Origin of the sequence: Sphingomonas longa (genome assembly GCF_016892685.1) — a bacterium.
GTDB classification, from domain to species: domain Bacteria; phylum Pseudomonadota; class Alphaproteobacteria; order Sphingomonadales; family Sphingomonadaceae; genus Sphingomonas; species Sphingomonas longa.
This window is the reverse complement of record NZ_JAFEMC010000001.1, coordinates 1,096,775-1,111,370: the sequence shown is the minus strand read 5'-3', so window position 1 is coordinate 1,111,370 and position 14,596 is coordinate 1,096,775. Positions and strand designations below refer to the sequence as shown.

At 68.5% G+C, this 14,596-nt stretch carries 17 protein-coding genes; 5 read left to right on the top strand and 12 right to left on the bottom strand.

Going from position 1 to position 14,596, the window contains the following annotated elements; translation table 11 throughout:
• Positions 1-90: 90 nt before the first annotated feature.
• The 4 genes from ILT43_RS05430 (at position 91) to ILT43_RS05415 (ending at position 2,732) form a co-directional block, all read left to right on the top strand.
• The gene (locus ILT43_RS05430; protein WP_204195924.1) at positions 91-1,326 is read left to right on the top strand and encodes a hypothetical protein; all 1,236 of its coding nucleotides are present in this window, start codon (positions 91-93) and stop codon (positions 1,324-1,326) included.
• Positions 1,327-1,354: 28 nt separating this feature from the next.
• Positions 1,355-1,639, top strand: coding sequence for a hypothetical protein (locus ILT43_RS05425; protein ID WP_204195923.1), 285 nt, complete (start codon positions 1,355-1,357; stop codon positions 1,637-1,639).
• Positions 1,640-1,657: 18 nt separating this feature from the next.
• Complete coding sequence (locus ILT43_RS05420) at positions 1,658-2,083, top strand: OsmC family protein (RefSeq protein ID WP_204195922.1); 426 nt, start codon at positions 1,658-1,660, stop codon at positions 2,081-2,083.
• Positions 2,084-2,309: 226 nt separating this feature from the next.
• Positions 2,310-2,732: a glycine zipper 2TM domain-containing protein gene (locus tag ILT43_RS05415; protein ID WP_204195921.1), complete on the top strand. Its 423-nt coding sequence runs from the start codon at positions 2,310-2,312 to the stop codon at positions 2,730-2,732.
• A gap of 27 nt (positions 2,733-2,759) precedes the next feature.
• Here ILT43_RS05415 and ILT43_RS05410 read toward each other — a convergent pair whose 3' ends face one another.
• Positions 2,760-2,930, bottom strand: coding sequence for a hypothetical protein (locus tag ILT43_RS05410; RefSeq protein WP_204195920.1), 171 nt, complete (start codon positions 2,928-2,930; stop codon positions 2,760-2,762).
• A 142-nt stretch (positions 2,931-3,072) separates the two neighbouring features.
• On the opposite strand from ILT43_RS05410, the gene ILT43_RS05405 reads away from it, so the two are divergent.
• A complete protein-coding gene (locus ILT43_RS05405; protein ID WP_204195919.1) occupies positions 3,073-3,384 on the top strand; it encodes a hypothetical protein in 312 nt (103 codons plus the stop codon).
• A gap of 21 nt (positions 3,385-3,405) precedes the next feature.
• On the opposite strand, the gene ILT43_RS05400 is transcribed toward ILT43_RS05405, so the two are convergent.
• From ILT43_RS05400 to ILT43_RS05350, 11 genes are all read right to left on the bottom strand, one after another.
• The gene (locus ILT43_RS05400; RefSeq protein ID WP_204195918.1) at positions 3,406-4,365 is read right to left on the bottom strand and encodes a cell wall hydrolase; all 960 of its coding nucleotides are present in this window, start codon (positions 4,363-4,365) and stop codon (positions 3,406-3,408) included.
• A gap of 69 nt (positions 4,366-4,434) precedes the next feature.
• A complete protein-coding gene (locus ILT43_RS05395) occupies positions 4,435-7,257 on the bottom strand; it encodes an insulinase family protein (RefSeq protein WP_204195917.1) in 2,823 nt (940 codons plus the stop codon).
• The gene (locus ILT43_RS05390) at positions 7,254-7,460 is read right to left on the bottom strand and encodes a hypothetical protein (RefSeq protein ID WP_204195916.1); all 207 of its coding nucleotides are present in this window, start codon (positions 7,458-7,460) and stop codon (positions 7,254-7,256) included. The genes ILT43_RS05395 and ILT43_RS05390 overlap by 4 nt, the downstream gene beginning before the upstream one ends.
• Positions 7,457-8,599, bottom strand: a complete 1,143-nt coding sequence (tgt, locus tag ILT43_RS05385) for a tRNA guanosine(34) transglycosylase Tgt (RefSeq protein WP_204195915.1) — start codon at positions 8,597-8,599, stop codon at positions 7,457-7,459. The genes ILT43_RS05390 and tgt overlap by 4 nt, the downstream gene beginning before the upstream one ends.
• Positions 8,596-9,105: an EF-hand domain-containing protein gene (locus ILT43_RS05380; protein ID WP_204195914.1), complete on the bottom strand. Its 510-nt coding sequence runs from the start codon at positions 9,103-9,105 to the stop codon at positions 8,596-8,598. Before ILT43_RS05380 ends, tgt begins: the two co-directional genes overlap by 4 nt.
• Positions 9,102-10,139 carry a tRNA preQ1(34) S-adenosylmethionine ribosyltransferase-isomerase QueA gene (gene queA / locus ILT43_RS05375; RefSeq protein WP_204195913.1) on the bottom strand — a complete coding sequence of 346 codons (1,038 nt, stop codon included), beginning with the start codon at positions 10,137-10,139 and terminating at the stop codon, positions 9,102-9,104. The genes ILT43_RS05380 and queA overlap by 4 nt, the downstream gene beginning before the upstream one ends.
• The gene (locus ILT43_RS05370) at positions 10,136-10,885 is read right to left on the bottom strand and encodes a peptidylprolyl isomerase (RefSeq protein ID WP_204195912.1); all 750 of its coding nucleotides are present in this window, start codon (positions 10,883-10,885) and stop codon (positions 10,136-10,138) included. Before ILT43_RS05370 ends, queA begins: the two co-directional genes overlap by 4 nt.
• 66 nt (positions 10,886-10,951) lie before the next feature.
• Positions 10,952-11,455: a pantetheine-phosphate adenylyltransferase gene (gene coaD / locus ILT43_RS05365; RefSeq protein ID WP_204195911.1), complete on the bottom strand. Its 504-nt coding sequence runs from the start codon at positions 11,453-11,455 to the stop codon at positions 10,952-10,954.
• On the bottom strand, positions 11,452-12,372 hold the full coding sequence (locus tag ILT43_RS05360; protein WP_204195910.1) for a polyprenyl synthetase family protein: 921 nt from the start codon (positions 12,370-12,372) through the stop codon (positions 11,452-11,454). The genes coaD and ILT43_RS05360 overlap by 4 nt, the downstream gene beginning before the upstream one ends.
• 2 nt (positions 12,373-12,374) lie before the next feature.
• Complete coding sequence (locus ILT43_RS05355; RefSeq protein WP_204195909.1) at positions 12,375-12,662, bottom strand: exodeoxyribonuclease VII small subunit; 288 nt, start codon at positions 12,660-12,662, stop codon at positions 12,375-12,377.
• A 101-nt stretch (positions 12,663-12,763) separates the two neighbouring features.
• Positions 12,764-14,443 carry a GGDEF domain-containing protein gene (locus ILT43_RS05350; protein WP_204195908.1) on the bottom strand — a complete coding sequence of 560 codons (1,680 nt, stop codon included), beginning with the start codon at positions 14,441-14,443 and terminating at the stop codon, positions 12,764-12,766.
• Positions 14,444-14,596: the final 153 nt, after the last annotated feature.

Genomic DNA, 14,596 nt, shown 5'->3' with positions numbered 1-14,596 from the left:
CTGCGTCAAGCACCGTCATCCCGACTCGCCCCCTGTCCTACAACCCCACGCATAAGATACATGGTCCGTCCTCTCTCGAAAGGACAAACCATGAACGCGAACACGCCCTGCGACATTCGCCACGACGGCTGGACCGGTGAGCGTCAGCGCGCGTTCCTCGAATCCGTCGCGGTGGGGGCGACGGTGGAGGAGGCGTGCCGGCATGTCGGCATGTCCGTCTCGTCCGCCTATGCGCTGCGGCGGCGCGCGGCGGGGTCGGCCTTTGCGCTGGGGTGGCAGGCGGCCAGCCTGCTCGCGCGGGACAGGATCGCCGATGCGTTGACCGCCCGTGCGATCGACGGGCAGGTCGATACCTACAGCCGCCCTGACGGATCGACCTGGACGCGGCACCGCTTCGACAACCGGCTCGCCTCGACCATGCTCGCGCGGCTCGACCGGCAGGCGGACGACGCCGCCGGCACCCCGTCGCAGGGCGCGGCGCGGCTGATCGCCAGCGGTTGGGACGCGTGGCTGGCGGGCATGGCCGCCGACGACAGCCCCGCCGCCGCCGGGCTGTTCCTGCAACGCCGCGGTCTGGCGGGGGAGGGGCCAGCCTCCGGCAACAGCGCACAGGATGAACGCGACCTCGCGCCACTGCTCGCGCTCGCCGCCGCCGATCGCTGGCTGCGCGTCGGCGCGGACATCGCGCGGGAGGTCGACATGACCGATCTCGATCCCGCTGCCCGCGCCGGCTGGACCGCGGAGCAATGGGCGCGGGCGGAGGCTGCCGGCCTGCTCCACTTCGCCGCTCCGGCTCGCGAAGGGGCAGACGACGCGCCGACGCCTCCACTTCCTCCACTTCGCACCGCGGCGCAGGCCATGAATGACGATGCGCTGCACGTCTGGCAGCACACCCGTACCGGGCTGTTCCTCACCGATTTCCCGCCGCCGCCCGGTGCGGAGGATGTGCTGGAGTTCGGCCGATGGGGCGACGCCAAGTATGAGCGCCAACTCACTGACGAGGAAGGCGCCCTGATGGATCAAGCCTATCGCCTGTATCGCATGGCCGATGGCGAATTGGTCGACCCCGAACAGGCGGAGGCGGCACGCCTCGCCTATTTCGATGCGGTGCGCGCGGACATCGCCGCGCTGCGCGAAGGAACGACCCCGCCGCCCGGGGGGTTGAACGCCGCATCCTCCTCCAGCGAAAGGCAAGACGATGGCCCCCCGCACTCCGGCGAACTCCGCCGAGACGAAGACGCCCGCCCGCAAGGCTCCCAACCGCAAGGCGAATGCGACGGGCTCGACGGGCAAGCCCCGCGCCGCTCGCCGTTCGCCCTCGCGTAACGCGAAGCCCGCCGACCGCCGCTTCGGCATGCAGACGCTGGCCGCCGGTGCCGCCGCGCTCGGGCTCGCCGGTTCGCTCGCCGCCGCCTTCTTCGTCCGCCGTCGCGCCAGCGAGGCCGCCGCGTCGAGCCCCGCCGAACATGCGGTGCCCGATCTCGCCGCCGATGCGCCGCGCCCCGGCACCAACCGCGCGCCAGAGGCTTTCCGGCCGGACCCCACGGCGGTGCCGACCGCGGAAGAGCGTGAGAGCCTGCGTCCCGCGACCGGCCCGGCCCCCAGTCTCGCCGCCGATCGCGGCACGACGATTCAGTAAACGAAGGAATAGAAGCCCATGACGACACGCACCGCCACCGCCCGCTACGAAGGTCTCGGTAAGGATGGCAAGGGCCATGTCAGCACCCAGTCGACGGTGCTGGACAACAATCCCTATGGCTTCGGGACCCGCTTCGGCGACGAGCCCGGCACCAACCCGGAGGAGCTGATCGCCGCCGCCCACGCCAGCTGCTTCACGATGGCGCTCAGCTTCGCACTGGCGGGGGCCGGCTTCACCGAGGGAACGCTCGACACCAAGGCCGCGGTGCAGCTCGACAAGGACGGCGACGGCTTCACCGTCACCCGCTCCGACCTGACCCTAACCGCGACCGTGCCCGGCATCGAAGCCGCGCAGTTTGACGAGATCGCGGCGGGCGCCAAGGCCGGCTGCCCCATCTCCAAGGTCCTGAACTGCGAGATCACGTTGCAGCACACGCTGAACTAGGCAGTGTTGGGCGGCCGGCTCCATGACTCTGAGCCGGACTCCCCCGTTCGGCCTGAGCGAAGTCGAAGGCCATGCCAAATGGCCGACGCTTCGACTTCGCTCAGGCCGAACGGGGCGGTTTGGCTTGATCGATGACTCCACGTCGGTGGATGAACCGACCCTCGCAACCCTTTCGCCACCCGGCGCATTTGATCGATATCAACCGGATAGAGAAAGGATGCCTGCCATGCGCCTGACCCCGAAGACCACCGCAATACTTGCTGCGACGCTCGCCTCTGCCACGCTGGCGGGCTGCGCGACGGGGGGAGGGTATGGCAACGACCGCTACCGCAGCTATTCCTCCTACGACTATAACCGCCCGGACCCGTCCTATGGCGGCTACGATGCCGAACGCTATTATGTCGACGACCGCCGCTACCGCGAGCGTCGCCTTGCCGCCAACGACCGCGTCTATCGCGGTCGCAACGGGCGATATTACTGCCGCCGCAACGACGGCACGACCGGCCTGATCGTCGGTGCCGCCGCCGGTGGCCTGCTCGGCAACCTCATCGCGAGCGGCGGCTCCGACACGCTCGGTACGTTGCTGGGTGCCGCCGGTGGCGCGGTGGCGGGCCGCGCGATCGACCGCAACAACGTACGCTGCCGCTGATGCGGTCAGGTCCCGCGGTGGTCGTGCTCAGGTGAGGGACGACTTCCGCGGGATCGTTTCCTCGGGCGGTGCCTGATCCTTGTCCAGCCGATCGCTCGGCAACCGGGCGTCGCCATGTTCCTGATGCTCGGTCGAAAGATTGGGATCGTCGGTCTTGTCGGTGCGGATGTCGGTGGCGTGCGGATCGCGGTCGGTCATGATGTGAATTCCTTCCGTCAATCCAACCCATTGCCGCACTACGCGTTCCGACACATCCCGCGACACTTTCGGATGTGGTTGGGGACAGGATTGCGACAGCCGCGTCGTACTTCCCTGTCATCGCGTAACAAGGAGTAGGTTGATGAAGTCCCTGATATTCGCCGCAATCGGCCTCGCCACCATCGCCGTTCCGGCCACCGCCCAGCGCTGGCAGCCGATCGACCAGCGCCAGCAGAATCTGGAACGCCGCATCGACCAGGGCGTCCGCTCCGGCGCACTGAACCGCGCCGAGGCCGGCCGTCTCCGCACCCAGTATCGCGATCTGTCGCGCCTCGAATATCGCTACCGCCAGAACGGCCTGACCCAGGCAGAACGGCGCGATCTCGACCGCCGCTTCGACGCCCTCAGCAGCCGCATCCGCGTCCAGAAGAACGACCGCCAGCACCGCCGCTGACCGGTCGCGGAGGCCGCTGGTTCATGGAGTCAGCGGCTTCCCCGAATCCTTCCACCGATCCAGCACCTGCCCCGACTGCGGCAGCATGTCCGGGATCGGCGGGCTGGCCGGCGCGGAGTGCGCCGCCGCGACGACGCCGGGCGCGGAACTCACCGCTGGCAATGTTGGAACGACCGGCGCATGACTCCCCACCCCTGGTTCGCCGCCGCGATAGGTCTGCGAGAACGCGCGCGCCGTTCCCCAATACCCTTTCCAGCGATGGAAGAAATGCGCGCCGACCACGTCGGTCATGACCAGCGCCCGGTTCCACGCCGGTGTCACGGCATAGGTATGGTAATGCGTCGCCAAGCCGACCGGCGCGAAGACGTATCCCGCCAGCGCCGCCGCCGCGATCCGCGTGGCGCGCAGCATGGCTTTCGCCTCCGGCACCCGCGCCGTGGCCCCGTCGCATGCGAAGGAGAACTGGCATCCCGCCTTCTCCGACCCCTGATACACCACGCCGCACACGGTTGCCGGAAACGCCGGATGCCGCACGCGGTTGAGCACGACCTGCGCCACCGCCCGCTGCCCCGCGTCCGACTCCGACGCCGCCTCGTAATACACCGCATTGGCAAGACATTGCAGCGCCCGCCCATGATCCACCGCCGACGCGGGGCCGAGCGCGAAAGGCTTGGCGGCAACGATCCCGACCTCGCCGGCGTCCCCCGCGCCGACCCAACTCGGCAAAGCCGGCAGCACCGTAGTCCCAGTCACCCCGCTCGCCGGCGCCGCAGACTCGGCATAACGGTGCGCATCCACCACGATCCTGAGCGCAGACGGCGTAACCGGCGGCGGCAAGGCGCTGTCTGAACGCGGCACCGCCGGCACGGCGGTGGCGATCTGCCAAGCTGCCGCCGCCGCAAACGCCGCGACCAACAGCAACCCGGCCAGCGCCATCGCTGCCCAGACCTGCTGGCGATCCATAGGTTGCCACCGCTTCATCGGCCTCGCTTAGCCGCGGAGTCCTTGCGCTTTCCCTGCCGCCGCCGCCGCCGTCCTGAAAAGAGACGATCAGCGTGTCAGCGTCACGGTAGCCAGATCAAGCGCAGCTTCGGGGATGACCTGCACCGTCGGGTACGCCTTGCGTAGCGCCGGCAGGAACTGCTTGGCGTCACCCACCACGACGATGCTCGCCGCTTTCGGGTCGAGCAGCGCCGCCGCTGCCTGTACCGCGCGCGCATCGACGCCTTCGATCCGGGTCGTGTAGCGCTGCAACTCGTCGATCGGCACATCCTGCAGGACATAGCCACCGAGCAGGTCGGCGATCCCGTCCGTCGTTTCCACGGTCCGTCCGAAGCCGCCTACCAGCACCGCCTTGCGCGTCGCCAGTTCGGCATCCGGTACCGCCGCCGTGCCCATCCGCGCCATCTCGGCGGCGATCAGCGTCACGACCTCCGCCGCCGTCGTGTTCTTGGTCTGCGTCCGCGCCATGACGCTGCCGGGCAGGCGTCCCGCCGACACACCGCTGCTGGCGCCATATGCCAGCCCGCGCTTGATCCGGATCTCCTGGTTCAGCCGCGACGAGAAACCGCCGCCCAGCACGGTATTGGCGACGGCAAGCGGATAGTAACGCTCGTCCGCCCGCACGATGCTGGGCCGTGCGACGACGACCCCCGCCTGACCGGCGCTCGGCACGTCGACGACGACGACGCGCGGGGTGGGTGCGGCGACCGCCGTCACCGCCGCGGGCGATCCGCCAGCCGCACGCCAAGTTCCGAACTGCTTCTCCGCCAGCGCCTTCGCCGCCACCGGCGTGATGTCGCCGACCAGCACCAAGGCCGCCCGATCGGGCCGCCATGTCCGACCATAAGCCGACTGGATGTCCTGCTGCGTCAGCGCCTTCAGCGACGCCGGCGTCCCCTCGAGCGGCGGTGCGTACGGCCCAGATCCAAACACCACGCGATTGGCGATCAGGCCGGCCAGTTGCGCCGGGTTCTTCATCGCCACCGTGACGCCGTCGATCGCCTGCACTCGTGCGCGCTCGATCTCGTCCGCCGCAAACGCCGGATGCTGAGCGACATCGGCGAGGATCGTCATCGCCGGCGCAAGCTGGTCCGACTTCACCGTCATGTCGATCGATGCGCCATCGCGGCTGGCGTCCGCCCCGATCGACCCGCCGAGCGACTCCACGGCCCGCGCGATCTCGGTGGCGGAGCGCGTTTTCGTTCCCTTCGTGAGCAGGTCAGCCGTCAGGCTGCTCGCACCCGCCCGCGTCGCCGGATCGCCCGCGGCGCCTCCAGAGGCGACCAGCGATGCCGTGACCAGCGGCAGGTCGTGCCGCTCCACCGTAATCACCCGCAAGCCATTGGCGAGCTTCGTCTCGACCGGCTTCGGCAGGTTTGCGGCCACGACGGCGGCGGGTGGCGGTGGCGCAACGCGTTCGCCCACCGGGGCAGGGGTCACCACGGCGATGCCGACCGGTGGGGTCAGCGCCGCCACCTGTACGGTCGGTGCGACGGTGATCGGGATCAGCCGCACGTTGTTCGGCATCTGCTCGGCCGGCAGATAGCGGATCGTCGCGACCTGCTGCTCGCCCAGATACCGGCGCGCCACGCGCTGTACGTCGGCGGCGGTGACCGCGGCGATCGCGGCAAGCTGTTTGTCGGCAGCGCGAGGGTCGCCGTCGATAATGACGGAGTTGGCCAAGGTCGACGCCTTGCCCTCCGCGGTCTCGCGCGCACGGATCGCCGTCGTCAGGATTTCGTTCTTCGCCTCCGACAATTCGGTGGCGCTAACCGGCTGGTCGCGCAGCCGGGCGACTTCGCGCTTCAACGCCGCCTCGCCCGTCGCGACGTCTTTGCCGCCCGCCATCATCGCGAACAGGGCGAGGTTGCCCGTGCCCTGCCGCAGGTCGAGGATAGAATCCGCCGACTGCGCCAGCTGGTCGCGATAGACGATGCTCTCGTACAGCCGCGAGCTCTCGCCCGTCGACAGCACCGCGTTGAGGATGGTCAGCGCCGCCACGTCCGGATCGCGATCGGGCGGCAGGTGCCACGACATCAGCACGGCGGGCAGCGGCGTGTTCGGCTCGTACACCGTGCGCGTCACCGCCTCGGTGCGCGCAGGCTCCGTCACGGTCACCCGCGGTATCGCGCGATCCGGCTTGGCGATGCGCGCGAAATACTGGTCGATCCAGCGATCGAGCTGCGCCGCATCGAAATTGCCGGACACCACCAGCACGGCATTGTCCGGTCGGTAATAGGTCGCGTGGAACGCCCGCACGTCGTCGATCGACGCGGTGTCCAGATTGCCGATGTCGCCGATCACGCCGCGCGCATAGGGGTGCCGGCTATAAGCGAGCGCGGGCATGTAGGTGCTGAACAGCTTGCCATACGGGCGCGCAAGCACGCTCTGGCGATATTCTTCCTTCACCACGTCGCGCTCCGACGCAAAGCTGGTCGGCTCGACGACCAGGCTCGCCATCCGGTCCGCTTCCGCGAACAGCAGGCGTTGCAGGTGGTTGGCCGGCACGACCTCGAAATAATTGGTGTAGTCGTCACCCGTCGACGCGTTGTTGTACCCGCCGACGTCCTCCGTCAGCCGATCCATCTGCTCGGGCACCAGATTGCGTGTCGCCTTGAACATCAGATGTTCGAACAGATGCGCGAAGCCCGAGCGGCCTGCCGGATCGTCCTTGCCGCCGACATCGTACCAGACCTGGATCGAGACGTTCGGCGTCGTCGTATCGCGGATCGCATAGACACGCAGACCATTCGGGAGCGTTCGTTCCGTGAACGCGATCGGCTGAACGGCCGCGGTCGCGCGGGTTTGCGCGAAGGCGGGGGCGGCGAGGAGGGTGGAGGCCAGCAGCAGCGCGCAACCCGCGCGCTTCACTTGCCGCCCCGCTGCCGGTTCGCGAACAGCACCGCTGCGGCGACGGCGGCCGATCCGATGCCGACGCCCAGCCCGATCTTGCCGAGCTGCCAGTTCTTGCGATCCAGCATCTTCTCCGCGGCGGCGGCGGCGTGATCCTTCGCCTCCTTGGCGGCGGCGAGAATCTCGTTCGGCTCGTGCCCGGCGTTCGGCGTCTCGGTCATGCTCTCTCTCCAGTCGTCTCGCCGGCATAGCGCACGCGGAAGGTGTTGGCGAAGCTCGCCAGCGTGCCGTCCGTGATCGCCGCGCGCAGGTCGGCCATCAGGTGTTCGTAGAACCGTATATTATGTTCCGTCATCAACATCGCACCCAGAATCTCGCCTGAACGGACGAGATGATGGAGATAGGCTCTGCTCCACGTCGCGCAAACCGGGCAGGGGCATTCGGGATCAAGCGGCCCCCGATCCTCTGAAAACCGCGCATTGCGCAGGTTCAGCGGCCCACCCCGCGTGAACGCCTGACCGGTACGGCCCGACCGCGTCGGCAACACGCAGTCGAACATGTCGATCCCGCGCTCTACCGCGCCGACGATATCGGTCGGCTTGCCCACACCCATCAGATAGCGCGGCCGATCCGCCGGCAATTGCTGCGGCGCGTAGTCGAGGCAGGCGAACATCGCCTCCTGCCCCTCGCCGACGGCCAGTCCACCGACCGCATATCCATCGAACCCGATATCGATCAGCGCATCCGCCGAACTCTTGCGCAGCCCCTCGTCCAGCGCCCCCTGCTGGATGCCGAAGATCGCGTTGTGGGCGGCATGCTCCTCACCCGAGTCGAACGCGTCGCGGCTACGCTTCGCCCAGCGCATCGATCGCTCCATCGCCGCCGCCTGCACCTCGCGCGGAGTCGTCGTGGGCACCAGTTCGTCGAACGCCATGACGATGTTCGAGCCCAGTCGCCGCTGGATGTCGATCGACCGTTCCGGGCTGAGCATGTGCCGCGTTCCGTCGAGATGCGACTTGAACGCGACGCCGTCTTCCGAACGTTTCGTCAGTTCGGACAGGCTCATCACCTGATAGCCGCCGCTGTCGGTCAGGATCGGCCGATCCCAGCCCATGAAGGCATGCAGCCCGCCCAACCGCTCCACCCGCTCCGCGCCGGGGCGCAGCATCAGGTGATAGGTGTTGCCCAGGATGATGTCCGCGCCCGCCGCGACGACGTCGGCGGGCTTCATCGCCTTGACCGTCGCGGCGGTGCCGACCGGCATGAAGGCCGGGGTGCGGATCGTGCCGCGCTCCATCGCGATCGCGCCGGTACGCGCACGACCGTCGGTGGCCTGGATCGTGAAAGCGAAGCGCGTCATTTCTTGTCCCGCTTGCGATCCTTGCCGTTCGGCGCGAGCGGCTTCTGCGGCCCGTTCGCATCCGCCGGGGTCGTGCGGATCGTCAGGATCTCGGCGCGGTTGATCGCCCCGTCGCGATCCCGATCGAAGCGGGAGAACAGGCGCGAGAAATGGTCCTGCAATTCCTGCAACGTCACCGCGCCGTCCGCATCCCGGTCGACATCGAACGGGGAGGGCAGGGCGTTGCGGTCACCCAGCCACCGCTCGGCCCAGTCCGCGAACGCGATGTAGCGCAGCTTGCCGCTTTTGGCCGTATCGATTGCCTCGAACGAGCGCCGGACGCCGGTTTCCATCTCGATCCGCGTCGTCTCACCGTCACCGTCCGCGTCGCAGGCCGCGATCATCATCGCGACCGGCTCCACCACCATCGTCGCGGGCGTCTGGTCGAACGGTTTGGGCCGGGCGGTCACGAGGATTTCCGGGGCGGCCTCCTGCTGGAGCAGCATCAGCGCGGCGAGCAGGATCATGCGGCCTTCCCCGGCAGGAGCAGCGACGCGTCGCCATAGCTGTAGAAGCGATATCCGGCGGCAATCGCGTGCGCGTAAGCCGCCTGCATTCGTTCGCGCCCCATCAACGCCGATACCAGCATGAACAAGGTCGATCGCGGCAGGTGGAAATTGGTCATCAGCCCGTCGATCCCGCGAAAGCGGTAGCCGGGCGTGATGAAGATCGCGGTGTCGCCCTCGAACGGCCGGATCACGTCGTCATCACCCGTCGCGCTCTCGATCAGTCGCAGCGACGTGGTGCCGACCGCGATCACGCGCCCGCCGCGCGCGCGCACCGCGTTCAGCCGATCGGCCACGGCGGCGTCGATCCTGCCCCATTCGGCATGCATCCGGTGATCGTCGGTATCCTCGGCCTTCACCGGCAGGAACGTGCCCGCACCGACATGCAGCGTCAGCGTCTCGTGCGCGATGCCGGCCGCGGACAGGGCCGTCATCAATCCGGGCGTGAAATGGAGCGCCGCGGTCGGTGCGGCGACTGCACCCGGCTCGTCGGCGAACATCGTCTGGTAATCCTCGGCATCGCGCGCCTCGATCCCGCGTTTCGCGGCGATATAGGGCGGCAGCGGCATGCGGCCCGCGCGTTCCAGCAGCAGCTCGACCGGCTCGGCCCCGGCGAAGTCGAGTACCCAACTCCCGTCCTCGCCGCGCTCCGTTGCGACGGCGAACACATCTTCACCGAAGTCGATTGCGTCACCCTCGCGCAGGCGGCGTCCGTTGCGCACGAAGGCGCGCCAGCGGCGAACGCCCTCGCGCTTGTGCAGCGTCGCGCCGATCCTCGCATCGCCGCGCCGCCCCTCCAGCTGCGCCGGGATCACCCGCGTGTCGTTGAACACCAGGCAATCGCCCGTGCGCAAATTGGCCGGCAAATCGCCGACGATCCGGTCCGCCGTCGCATCGCCGTCCAGCACCAACATCCTCGCCGCATCGCGTGGCGCGGCAGGGTGGAGCGCGATTCGCTCCGCCGGCAGGTCGAAGTCGAAAAGGTCGACGTTCAACGGGCCGGCACAGCCTTCTTGGCGGCTGGCTTGGGAGCAGCCTTCGCAGGAGCAGCCTTGGTCGTGGGGGCCCGCTTCGGTGCGGCCACGCCGGCCGGCCCCGTGCCGGGCAAGGTCACCGGCGCGCCCAGCCCAGTCGGAACGGGAGCCGGCGCTGCCACGAACGCCGGCGGATTGTCGGCGGCGATATAGGCGTGGACGATCTTCGACGGATTCTGCGGCGGCTCGCCCCGCTCGATCGAGTCGACATATTGCATGCCGTCGATCACCCGGCCGAACACCGTGTACTTCTTGTCGAGGTTCAGGCGCGGCTGGAACACGATGAAGAACTGGCTGTTGGCGCTATCCTTATCGTCCGCGCGTGCCGCCGACACCGCGCCACGCACATGCGGCAGGTAGTTGAACTCCGCCGCCACGTTCGCCAGCGTGGATCCGCCGGTACCATCGCCCTTGGGATCGCCGCCCTGTGCCATGAAGCCGTCGATCACCCGGTGGAAGGGTAGCCCGTCATAGAAATGCTGCCGCGTCAGCGTCTTCACCCGCTCGACCATGTTTGGCGCAACGTCGGGGCGCAGCCAGATCGTCACCCGCCCGCCGGTCGACAGATCGAGCAGCAGCAGGTTCTCCTTGTCGGTGATCGGCGGGATCGGCTTGCGCGCGGCGACTCCCGGATCGATCAACTGCGCCGTGGCAGGCACGGCGGACAGGACGGCGGCGAACGCGAACAGACCGGCGATGAAGCGCATGAACGATAACTCTGAGGGAACGACGGAGCCGCTTAGACCACTTCCGCGCTTGCGCCAATCTGAACGTCAGCCGCCGCGCGGGCCCAGCGATGCGACACGGGCGACGACCTCGTCGCGGACGCTGGGCGTGACGAAGTTGGCGATGTTGCCTCGGAACAACGCGATTTCCTTGACCAGCCGCGACGCGATCGGCTGCAATGCCACGTCGGCCATCAGGAACACCGTCTCCACCTCGCGGTTGAGCTGCTGGTTCATTCCCGCCATCTGATATTCATATTCGAAATCGGCCACCGCACGCAGCCCGCGCACGATCACGCTGGCCCCTTGCTGAACCGCGAAATCCATCAGCAGCGCATCGAACGAAACGACATCGATCACCGCGTCGATCCCTTCGACCTCGCGCCGCACCGTCGCCATCCGCTCCTCGACGGAGAACATCGGCGATTTGCTCGGGTTCGTCGTCACGCCGACAACCAGCCGGTCGACCAGCTTCGCACCGCGCCGGATGATGTCCATGTGGCCGAGCGTGATCGGGTCGAACGTACCCGGATAGACGCCGATCCGGCTCACCGGTCGCGGTCCACGACATAGCGGGCGACCGCGCGCAGCAGGTCCGCCTCACGCCCGTAGGCGTGCAGATGCTCGACCGCCTGATCCACGAGCATCCGGCACTGCTCGCGCGCACGGTCGACACCCAGCAGCGACAGGAACGTCTCTTTCCCCGCACCGGCATCCTTGCGCAGCGCCTTGCCGACCAGCGCCTCGTCGCCCTCCGCATCCAGCAGGTCGTCGGCGATCTGGAACGCAAGCCCCAGATCGTGCGCATAGCCGCGCAGCGACCGCCGCCCCTCCGGCGCGACGCGGCCCAGGATCACCCCCGCCTCGACCGCGGCGGAGATCAGGGCGCCGGTCTTCATCTGTTGCAGCCGCGTGACGGTGGCCAGATCGAAGCGCGCCTTCTCCGCCTCCAGGTCCATCATCTGACCGCCGGCCATACCGCTCGGCCCGGCGGCGCGCGACAGGTCGAGCACCAGCTCCGCGCGCACGAACGGGTCGGGATGAGTGTCTGGATCGGCCAACACCTCGAATGCCAGCGCATGCAGGCAATCGCCCGCCAGGATCGCCGCCGCCTCGCCGAACACCTTGTGCACGGTGGGCTTGCCGCGCCGCATGTCGTCGTCGTCCATCGCCGGCAGGTCGTCGTGGATCAACGAATAGACGTGGATCGCCTCGATCGCGGTGCCGACCAGCAGCGAACACTCGCGCGACACGCCGAACAGGTCCGCCGTCGCCATCGTCAGCAGCGGCCGCAGCCGCTTGCCCCCGCCGATCGCCGCATGCCGCATCGCCCGGTACAGGTCGGCGCGCGGATCGTCAGGGATCGCCAGCAGCGTGTCGAAGCGGCGATCGACTTCACCCGCGACCAGCGCGATCGCATCCGCCAGCGGCGCATTTGCGGTCGAAGTCGGGGCTTCCGCGTCGGCCATGCTCAGCCCGCCGCGAACGGGCGGGTGCCGGCGGGATTGCCCGAGGCGTCGAGCCGGATCGCCTCGATCCGCGCCTGCGCCGCATCCAGCCGCTCCGCACAGCGCGCGCGCAGCCGGTCGCCGCGCTCGTACAGGCGGATCGACTCGTCCAGCGTCGCATCGCCGCTCTCCAGCCGCCCGACGATCCGCTCCAGTTCCTTCAATGCTGCCTCGAACGACAGGTCGTCGATCGGGGCCTCGCTGGCGGTCTTCGCAGTGGTGTCCGGTGGGGTGGAGGGCGTGCTATCCATCGCGCCGCTATGCGACACGGGCGATGGGGAGGCAAGGCGCTGCCCCGTCTCCCGCAAGCTGTCTTACCCCGACGATGGCCACCGCCGTCGATCTCGGTAGCTCATGCCGCCGCCGACAGCGCCCCCGCATCTCTTGCCCGGTCGCGGCCCGCCGCCTTCGCCTCGTACAGCGCGCGGTCGGCGCAACGGTAAAGCGCCTTCCAGTCGGTCTCCTTCGCCAGCGGTCCGGTGCAGGTGCCGATGCTGGCGGTGACGGCCATGTCGTACGGCATGCGGATGCCTCGCAGCGAGTCGAGCACCCGCGACGCTGCTAGTCCGATGCTCGCGTCGACGATCACCGCGAACTCCTCGCCGCCGATGCGCGCGACCAGCGCGCTGTTCGGCACGACCGTCCGGAGCGCCTTGGCGAAGGCGCGCAGGACCTCGTCGCCGCCGTCATGGCCGATCGTCTCGTTCACCGCCTTGAAGTGATCGAGATCGGCAATCAGCAGCGTCTGCGGCCCCTCCCGCCCGATCGCCTGCGACAGGAACGACCGGCGGTTGAGCAATCCGGTCAGCGGATCGCTGTCCGCCAGCAATCGCGCCGCTATCTCCTGTACGCGAGCCTCGTCGCGCTCCTTCGCCAGCAGGTGGATGCGATAGGCGATGCCGATGCTGGACATGATCGCCTCCACCGCCATCGCCATCAACGTGGAATTGTCGACCCAGAAATTGTCCGCCGTCCAGCCATAGGCGCCGGTGATCCGCATCCCGGCCGCCGCGATCGGCACGCCCCAGGCGATCGCGAACATCCACAGGAAATTGGACCGCTGCCGCCACGCGCTGAACAGAATGATGGGCACGAGCACGATCAGCACCGCGATCGATCCCATCATGAACACGTCGAGCACGTGGATCTGCCACGGCGCCAGCACCGCAAACGCCGTCGCGCTCGCCATCGTCGCGATCATCCCCGCGGTCGTGGCCGGGCCCAGCCAGCCCGCGAACACGCGCGGCTCGAAGAACAGCCGGGCGAAGAACATCACGCTCGTCGCCGATCCGGCCAGCGCCAGACCGCTGATCCGGATGCGATCGTTGTTGTCCAGACCGGGATACCATTGCCCTAGCGCACCCGACGAACTGAGGGCGTATAGCAGCAGGCACAGCAGGAGCAGGCAATAGGCGGGCTGGAACGCCTGCCGCAACGCGCGCCACAGCGCCAGATTATACACGACCAGGGCGAGCACCATGCCGCCGAACGCGCCGTACAGTGCCGCCAGCGACACTTCGGAGTCCGCGTTCTCGCCATGCGTCGCCAGCATCGGTTGGCGCACGATCCCGCGGATGTTCGCAGCCCCCTCGACATGCCAGAGCAGCCGCACCGCGGCGGCGTCATGGTGCGGCAGCGTTTGGGCGATCATCGCCCCCAGCATCAGCCGCTCGCCGGTGGTCCGGCTGGTATAACCCGCCTGCCGGATCGTGCCATCGGCGAACAGGATGTGGAGCATCACCCGGTTCTGCCACACGCTGCCGGTGCGGATCGTCAGCGGACCGTGACTGGCGACCTTCGGCAGCGGCTGCGACAGAACCCAGAAATCGCCGCCGCCGAACGCCCGCTGCGGCGAGGTGCAGTCGAACCGCTCCGGTCCGGCGAACAGCGCGGCGGCGGTCATGCCGGGCGCGGCGCGGACGACGCACACGTCCAGCGGCGTGCCCATCGACGCGGCGGCGGGGGAGGGCACCCACGCGACGAGCAGCATGACCAAAGCCATCCACCACTGTCGCACCACCCGCTCGATCATGCCCCGATCGTTACGCCACCGCCTTCAACGAAAGGTTAACGCCGCAGATACCATCTTCGACTGCGCTCCTTCCGATCGGCGGTACGTACGCGCGACGAGCCAGGCGCGGTAGGTGACTGCGCTTCGATTGCGAACGAGTGCAGGAACCGCGCC